The sequence below is a fragment of the Lunatimonas lonarensis genome (assembly GCF_000390185.1).
Classification (GTDB): domain Bacteria; phylum Bacteroidota; class Bacteroidia; order Cytophagales; family Cyclobacteriaceae; genus Lunatimonas; species Lunatimonas lonarensis.
Genome location: NZ_AQHR01000113.1, coordinates 1 through 3,594 on the forward strand (window position 1 = coordinate 1; position 3,594 = coordinate 3,594).

The window sequence follows — 3,594 nt, forward strand, 5'->3', positions numbered from 1 at the left end:
TTAAGAAGCAAATATAAAAATTAGTTTTTACAAAAAGCATTTTTAGAAATTAGTTTTTTAGAAAAGCATTTTTGTTGAGTCTGGAGGTTTGCCACAAATTCCATTTATCGTGTCCAGAAACCGGGCACTAGGAGAGGGTTGGCCTGATGAGGGTATTCAGAGTCGAACGGAAAAAAACATTGACACCACCCTGAAAGTGCCAAGCTGCATTGTTCCTTCCGAGTCCCCCTATCTGATCAATCCAAACCATCCTGACGCAAAAAGCATTACCATAGTCAGAAGCACTCCATTGTCTTTTGATCCACGGTTTAAGCAAACAGGAAAACAATAGTCTGTGTGAAAAAAAGGTCTCCGTTGGATCCCGTTAGCAAGATAGGTTTAGGTCAGGACTGCCATTTGAAAGACAAAGTTTGTCTATAAATTGGAAAACTTCCGCCATTGCAAATGACCCAAAGTAAGTTGTAGCTTTTACAATAGGACGAAATAGAAGGGTGAAGTTACAAACTTCACCTAGGGGGGTTAGAATTATTTGCTTCGTTATTTCAATTGAATTCCTCCAGGTCTTTATGGATTTTCAAGATCCAAGGGGACATATGGTGCTTTCTAGAGATAACTCTCTCATTATCTAAAAGATAAATGCCAGATGCTTCATCATAAATTCCTGGAAAGTACTGAGATAAGAGTTCCCCATTGTAAAAAATGTCAATAGGCCCCTGTTTTACATGGTCTTGGTCGTTGACTATTCCAGTGGAATGAACCCTAAGCGTATCTATATCCTGTTCAAAAAAACGAAATAGATAATAAAGGTCTACATTAAGAGGCTGGCCCCTGTAGCGGATAGTTTCCCCCAAATTGCCCCCTACCACCAGAGGCCCAAACAATGTATCCCCCTCTACAATCGACACCTTGCCTACCATATGACGCCATGCAAATTCGCTTCCCCCCCCCCATGAGGCACTAGATTCCCGTTGTCGTCAAGCATTGCCTCGCTTATCTCGACAGATGTTTTAGGAAGTCTTTTGTTGTCTGTATCCTCAAAATCGAAATAAAGAAAAATCCAAGCTGGATATCCGCCAGCAGGTGTTTCGTCTGCATTACAACTCCCAAACAGTGGTAGCAGGGCAATAATGGAAAGAAATAGGTGCGTTTTCAAAGATTAATTGGGTTATACATTGATATAATTTATGCAATAGCTAAATAGAGGACGTGATTCAGTCTGAAAATGCTACATTTTTAAAAGGAAAATTTTATTTTTTCTCCTTTCAATCACCTTAAACACATCTCTATCTAGTACGGTATACCCTCTGGAAACAGTGTGTCAAAAATTATTTTGATACTTTTAGTCAAAAGCGAAAAAGGTCAATCTTCCCATACTAGGGGTGCAGTGAAAGCGAAGCCCATAGGTATTTTCTAAGACCCCTTACGAGCTGCATACCATTCTACCTGTATGCTATTTAAACAATTCCACCGTGCCAATGACAAATTAATTATCATTTGAATTTTTTCATAACATCTTTTATGTTTGATTATATTTTTTTAATTTAACAGTTATTAACTAGCTGCCCAAGAATAAAATGAAAAAATTTGTTCTCCTATATCTCACCATTCTCGTTATTTTTCAATTTGGATGTGTCACCGATGACCAACCGATTGAGGTAATAGAGGAATCAGAGAATGAACTATTTTATACGCCAGAGGGGAAGCTTGCATTCTCCTTTGTTTATGGTGGAGCAAACACAACGCAAAGCGGAAAAACTGAATACCTTTATGACAGTGATTCCCGGCTAACCAAATTGCGTTCAGAAACCCACGTTATTGGCCAGGTTTTTCATTCAGACACCAGATATGAATATAACGAACTTGACTGCCTGGTGTGGGATAAAAAATACAACCTAATAGACGAGGAGCCAGTTTTCAATCTTGCCTACGAACGTATCTTTGATCCTGAAACCAGGCAGACAGAAGTTCGGGCCCACCGTGCGGATGGTACCGAAAGATGGGTATACCGAAACCTTTTCGACGATAACAACAGGCTGGTAAAAAGGGAAATGCAGGGAGGAGAATGGGAAGTCTATACCTACATGGCCGACGGAAAAACGGCTACCATGCGGCAGCAGTTTGCCAACAGCGACCTTTCCATTGGACACCTATACCGCTACGATGATAACCAGCGTCTGATCGCAAAGGAATACTTTGTCATCCGGGGTGACAGCATCCCCGAAAGTGGCGAGGGAAATATAGAGGAGTTTGATTATGATGATCAGAACCGACTGGTGGAGAGTAGATATTACGATCCAAATTTTGGATTTGTGCTACAGGGCAGGATCACGTATGAATACTATTGATGTATCTTCTCAAGCAATAAAAGTCGCCCTGTGCCTTCAAAGAGACAGGGCGACTTATTCCGTAATGAAAGAGCAAGGGTGTTTTTGAATTTACCGTGCAAAAATCAGACGATCACTTTCCGACAAAACTCCAAACAACGCTGTACCTCCTTTACGGCATCCGACCCTTCGGGAACCTGGTATTCCAGCTCAATAGAAGCCGGAAACCTGTACTTATTGGCCCGCATGGCCTGGAAAATTGCTGGTAGAGGAGTGTCTCCTTCGCCCCAAGCCAGATTTCCCTTTCCGTTGGCGGGTGTCTGACGGTCTTTGATGTGCATGCTGTAGATGCGCTTGTGCTGCTTGGCGATTAGCTCCATCATATCGGTATGCCCAGCCGCCACGTAATGGCCGGCGTCAAAATTTAATCCGTTTCGGGGATTTTGCGCCAATGCCGTATCCCAAAACGTAAACGTCTGCTGTTCGTGGCCGTGATAGCCCACCGAGATCTTGTGCTGCTCTCCCAATCTACCCAGTCGCTGGGTATGGGCATCGTTCGCAGGATGCTCCAGGGTAACATGGGACGCACCTAGGGCTTTGGCGGCCTTCATTCCATAGGCAATGTCCGCATCGGAATTATTCTGCCCAAAGGCGCTTGGCTTAAACGCATAGATACTGACACCAGCATCCTTATACATTTTGCGCAACTGTTCAAATTTCCGGTAATCCACCTTTTCCCGCCACTCGGCTACCACCTTGGCATAGGCTTCGGCTTCCTGTTGCATTTCCCGGAGTTCCTTGGTCTCGTCGGCCGTCAACGCTTCTCCCCGTCGCTGCTTGCCTCCCAGCTGCCCCATACGCATGCGGTCTATCGTAGATGCTGGCAAACCGGCAAAGGACTCCGCCGGGCCACCCATCAGCTCTATGGCATTTATGCCTGATTCGGTCACATACTTGAGCGTCGCTTCCGCGCTTTGGTCTGGCATGGATCGATAGGAATAAGTTATACAGCCTATCTGCACCCCATTGATACGGGAATTGGGTTTGTTGTAATTGGAAACGATGGCCGGTGCGCCTGATAGCCAGGCCGGAGACAACACCAATCCGGTGGCTCCCAGCGCGGATTTTACCAGAAATGTTCTACGAGACGTCATACTTGTTACGTTGAATGAAGCAGAAATATAAACAGAGCGGTTGAATTTACCGGTAAAACCGACACGATTTTCCAATCGAGTAGGAAGATAGGGATTAGTTCCCTATCTGTCCTCTC

General features: G+C 44.3%; 3 protein-coding genes. 1 reads left to right on the top strand and 2 read right to left on the bottom strand.

Going from position 1 to position 3,594, the window contains the following annotated elements; genetic code table 11:
* Nucleotides 1-910 precede the first annotated feature (910 nt).
* A complete protein-coding gene (locus ADIS_RS20695; RefSeq protein WP_035807177.1) occupies nt 911-1,153 on the bottom strand; it encodes a hypothetical protein in 243 nt (80 codons plus the stop codon).
* 421 nt (nt 1,154-1,574) lie between these two features.
* Between ADIS_RS20695 and ADIS_RS20700 the strand changes: the two genes are divergently transcribed.
* Nucleotides 1,575-2,345 carry a hypothetical protein gene (locus ADIS_RS20700; protein WP_035807178.1) on the top strand — a complete coding sequence of 257 codons (771 nt, stop codon included), beginning with the start codon at nt 1,575-1,577 and terminating at the stop codon, nt 2,343-2,345.
* A 104-nt stretch (nt 2,346-2,449) separates the two neighbouring features.
* Here the strand turns inward: ADIS_RS20700 and ADIS_RS20705 are convergent, their stop codons facing one another.
* Nucleotides 2,450-3,478, bottom strand: a complete 1,029-nt coding sequence (locus ADIS_RS20705) for a sugar phosphate isomerase/epimerase family protein (RefSeq protein ID WP_035807179.1) — start codon at nt 3,476-3,478, stop codon at nt 2,450-2,452.
* Nucleotides 3,479-3,594 lie beyond the last annotated feature (116 nt).